Origin of the sequence: Aurantiacibacter zhengii, assembly GCF_003584125.1 — a bacterium.
GTDB classification, from domain to species: Bacteria; Pseudomonadota; Alphaproteobacteria; order Sphingomonadales; family Sphingomonadaceae; genus Alteraurantiacibacter; species Alteraurantiacibacter zhengii.
In genome coordinates, this window is the sequence record NZ_QXFL01000024.1 from 1 (window position 1) to 3,924 (window position 3,924).

Here is a 3,924-nt window from a genome sequence, read left to right on the forward strand (position 1 = left end):
AGGATATTTTCAGCCACGAGTAATGATCTCGGGCGTTAGAGCATGGCATGACCAGAGCCGCAGACAGGATGCGCAACAGGCGCCAGCAGTTCGCGACACCGGGAGGTTCGCTGGATCGGATCGTGCGCGTGCTGGCCGTGGGGCTTCCTGCCCTGGTGGGCGTGGTCGCGGCGATGATGCTGATTACCCCGCTGTCGCCGCGCGGGGAGATCAGCTTCCTGCTCGACCGCAACAAGGTCGCCATCGCGGACGACCGGCTCCGCGTCGACAACGCGATGTACCGCGGTCAGGACAACAGGGCGCGTCCGTTCAGCCTGGTCGCCGGCGAGGCGGTACAGCGCAGTAATTCCATACCACTTGTGGAGATGCAGGATATGACAGCGCGGCTCGCGCTGGCCGAAGGTCCGGCTGTCCTTACCGCCCCGCGCGGCGTCTATGATATCGACGATGAGCAGGTGCGCATTCCCGGCACGGTCCGGTTCGACGCTGCCGATGGTTACAATTTCATCGCTCGCAACGTGACGATCGACCTCCCCTCCCGCACCCTGACTGGCGATGGGCAGGTAAGCGGCGCGATCCCGGCCGGTGCCTTCTCGGCCGATGCCATGCGCGCGGACATGGAAGAGCGTACTTTCTCCCTCAACGGTAACGCCAGGTTGCGCATGGTGCCCGGCCGCTTGCGACTGCCCGAGGAAATGTGATGATGGAGCCTGACAGCATGAATACCGAAACCCCATCCTCGCGTCCTGCGCTTCGCCACCTTGTCGTGCGCGGCCTGGCTGGCGGTCTCATCGCCGGCGGGATCGCGGCGCTGTCGTTCGGTTCGGTTGCCGGGGCGCAGACGATTGCCGGTTTCAATTCAAACCAGCCGGTCAACTATGCTGCCGATCGCATCGAGTTGCAGGATCGGCAGAACCGGGTTGTCCTGTCTGGCGATGTCCAGATCCGGCAGGGCGACCTGCAACTGACCGCGGCGCGGACGACGGTAGCCTATAGCGATGCCGGCAGTCTGCGAATCCAGCGCATCGATGCGACTGGCGGTGTGACGGTTACGCGCGGCAATGAGCGCGCCAGCGGCAATGCCGCCGTCTACGATTTCAACCGGCGGGTCATCGTCTTGTCGGGGAACGTCGCCCTGCGCCGCGGCAGCGATACGCTGGACGGCGGCCGCCTGGTGATCGATCTCAATTCCGGCCTCTCCAGCGTAGACGGTGCAGGCGCACAGTCGGGCAGCGGACAACCTGGCCGCGTATCGGGAACTTTCGCGGTGCCGGACGGCGACTAGCTGTCGGGTTGAGAGTGGCTCTCGACTTTAGCAGGACCGTTCGACCACAAAGGTGAGAACTTCAGCCGATTCTGCCTCACCTTCTCGTTCAGTGCGCGTTTGCAGAAGTTGCAACGGAGCGCACGGAAGCGTTGCTCCCTTGCGTGATGCGAGCGCCAATGTTGCCGCCCAGTCGTTTGGATCCACGAATTTTTGGGCCTGTGTTATCGTACTAACCTGCCAGCGTCCGGGGCCGGCTATGCGGGCTGCCATAATTTCCCTGCCTCGAGGGATCGTGATTAGCTCGGCTAACATTCCTAAGGCAGGTTCGCGAAGGTTGCCGGTTGAAAGAAGAGCGACGATCCGCTGGGAGGCGACTGGGTATGCCCCTTGCTCGAGGGCGCTTTGCGCACTTGCGAGCTGTGAAATGGGTTCGCGCCAGCCACGCTGACTAGCCGCCTCCAGACCTTTGCGGGCGGTTTCCGCATCGCCTGCCTGAAGGGATGCGAGGGCAAGGACCGTCAGCGATTCGGCAGGCATGGGCCGCAAGCCGACCTGCGTCTGGGCCTCTTCCACGGCCACCTCCGTATCCGCCATTTGCAACGCAAGTTTGCTGCGTTCACGAGCCGCATTACCGCTTATCGAATCGGGCACGAATGCTGCGTAGAAGGGGGACAGCCTCGATTGCTGGTCCAGTTGCACAACCGATACCAACGCTCCCACCACCAAGGCGACAAATGGGACGATGAACCTTCCCCTCATTACTGTGCGTCCTTGCGATCTGCCAGCATGAGTACGAAAAAAGCTGCAACACAGAGAATAGTCTGATTGCGCAATGGGTAGTCCATAATCGATGGCTCATGTCGCCCTTGAGGACATTGATGAGCTGCGGAAGCTCGTCGATGCTGGTCCGGCGGATGAACCGTCCGATGGGCGTTATCCGATCGTCATCCTTCGACGCGGACCGATCGCCGTTGGCATCGGCTTCCCCCATCGAGCGAAACTTGTAGATTTCGAAGAACTGGTTTCCCCGGCCCATCCGGCGCTGGTGAAAAAAGACCGGCCCGCCGTCGTGCAGCTTGATAGCCAGCGCCACCACCAGCATCACCGGGGCAAGCAGGATCAGCGCGGCAAGCGAGGTCGAGATGTCGAACAGTCGCTTCAGCACGCGCGAGCGCATGCCCAGGCGCCCGGTCGATACCAGCAACGAACTGACATTGGCCGAATCGTGATGAATGACGCCGAGGGCACCGATCTCTCGGGTGAACTCCGACACGATCTCGCCATGCCTACCGGACCCTTTCAGGAATTCCGCCCATCGTAGCCGATCGTCGATGGTACAGCTCACGACGATTTCATCCATGTTGCACAGGTATTTTGCCAAGCGGTCCAGCGCGGCAGGATCGTTGAAGTCAGGGTTCAGCCCGTGCTCCTCGGCATCCACGTGGTAAGCATAGGGCAGGGTGAAGCGCGGCCCCCCATCATAGATGACAAGCTGGTTCTTCGGATTCGGCCCGCACTGCCGGACTATCCATCGTGACAGCGCGATCCGGAACATCGCCATGAGCAGGATTGCCCCGAACATGCCGGTGGTGAAGATCACACGCGAGAATTCGGCGTTCACCTTGGCAAAAAAGGCAAAGAAATTCAGCAACGCCGCCGAAACCAGCATTGCCGTCGTCATCTTCAACATCGAGTGGTTCGGCTGGGTCAGCGAGTTGAGCGAATAGGACCCGTTATGAAGCGCGATGGTTAGGTACGTCGGAAGCATGAGATAGGCGGTCGCCAGACCCGATTTCATCTCAGGGCCGATGGGCACACCTTGATGATACGCTATCGTAGCAATGACATAGGAGGCCAGCAGCAACGCAATGTCAGCTACCATCATGAGAAGGTAATACTGGAGGCGCTTGTGCTCCAGAGAATTGGTAAGCCCGTTGAGGGGTGCCACTGGCAGACGTCGCGATGCTGGCGGTGAGTCGGGAGCTTCCGTTGGAAGAATTCCCGGCTCGACGCTACGCTCCGATTCTAGCAAGTCCATGACTGCCCCTGACGCAAATAAAGTTTCGTCGCGTTCCCTAGGCATAGTTACTTAGCCCATCGCGACGTAACTTTCATCCTATTTTTTTGCAGTTGCGAATACGCGCAGCCCGAACAACTGAGAAACTCGGGCTATTCGATTTCTGCCGCATCGCGACAGCAATCGACAAGTGTTGGGCGTTACAGCTATCTGGCCGATATGCGCCTCACCGTCCCACGGCGGTATATGCGAACCCGTGGCGTTCGACGTCCTCGCGGGTGTAGAGGTTCCTGAGGTCCACCAGCACCGGTTGCTTGAGGAGGCCTTTCACCCGCTCGAGGTCGAGCGCGCGGAACGCGTCCCACTCGGTCACGATCACCGCTGCATCGGCACCGTCCATGGCCTCGTAGGGGCCATCGCAGTAGGTGACCTTGTCGATCACCTTCCTCGCCTGCTCCATCCCCTCGGGATCGTAGGCCTTCACGTTGATGCCTGCATCCTGCAGCGCCTGCACAACGCTGATCGCCGGGCTGTCGCGCATGTCGTCGGTGTTGGCCTTGAACGTCAGGCCCAGCACCGCCACCGTCTTGCCGTGCTGGTCGCCCCCGCCCAGCGCGTGGATGACCTTGCGCCCCATCGA

General features: G+C 60.9%; 5 protein-coding genes. 2 read left to right on the top strand and 3 right to left on the bottom strand.

Going from position 1 to position 3,924, the window contains the following annotated elements:
- Nucleotides 1-47: 47 nt before the first annotated feature.
- Complete coding sequence (locus D2V07_RS18285; RefSeq protein WP_119587768.1) at nucleotides 48-701, top strand: LPS export ABC transporter periplasmic protein LptC; 654 nt, start codon at nucleotides 48-50, stop codon at nucleotides 699-701.
- Complete coding sequence (locus D2V07_RS18290; protein WP_233548498.1) at nucleotides 701-1,285, top strand: LptA/OstA family protein; 585 nt, start codon at nucleotides 701-703, stop codon at nucleotides 1,283-1,285. The genes D2V07_RS18285 and D2V07_RS18290 overlap by 1 nt, the downstream gene beginning before the upstream one ends.
- Before the next feature lie 27 nt (nucleotides 1,286-1,312).
- Here D2V07_RS18290 and D2V07_RS18295 read toward each other — a convergent pair whose 3' ends face one another.
- The 3 genes from D2V07_RS18295 to D2V07_RS18305 all read right to left on the bottom strand — a co-directional run.
- Nucleotides 1,313-1,918: a tetratricopeptide repeat protein gene (locus D2V07_RS18295; RefSeq protein ID WP_158586904.1), complete on the bottom strand. Its 606-nt coding sequence runs from the start codon at nucleotides 1,916-1,918 to the stop codon at nucleotides 1,313-1,315.
- Nucleotides 1,896-3,305 carry a sugar transferase gene (locus tag D2V07_RS19100; RefSeq protein ID WP_325049053.1) on the bottom strand — a complete coding sequence of 470 codons (1,410 nt, stop codon included), beginning with the start codon at nucleotides 3,303-3,305 and terminating at the stop codon, nucleotides 1,896-1,898. Before D2V07_RS19100 ends, D2V07_RS18295 begins: the two co-directional genes overlap by 23 nt.
- 205 nt (nucleotides 3,306-3,510) lie before the next feature.
- A partial coding sequence (locus tag D2V07_RS18305) for a UDP binding domain-containing protein (RefSeq protein WP_147367078.1) occupies nucleotides 3,511-3,924 on the bottom strand: 414 nt, incomplete at its 5' end.

Bases quoted from the DNA above. Each gene is read 5' to 3' on its own strand.
- D2V07_RS18285 (WP_119587768.1), top strand. From the start codon at position 48: ATGACCAGAGCCGCAGACAGGATGCGCAACAGGCGCCAGCAGTTCGCG.
- D2V07_RS18290 (WP_233548498.1), top strand. From the start codon at position 701: ATGATGGAGCCTGACAGCATGAATACCGAAACCCCATCCTCGCGTCCT.
- D2V07_RS19100 (WP_325049053.1), bottom strand. From the start codon at position 3,305: ATGGACTTGCTAGAATCGGAGCGTAGCGTCGAGCCGGGAATTCTTCCA.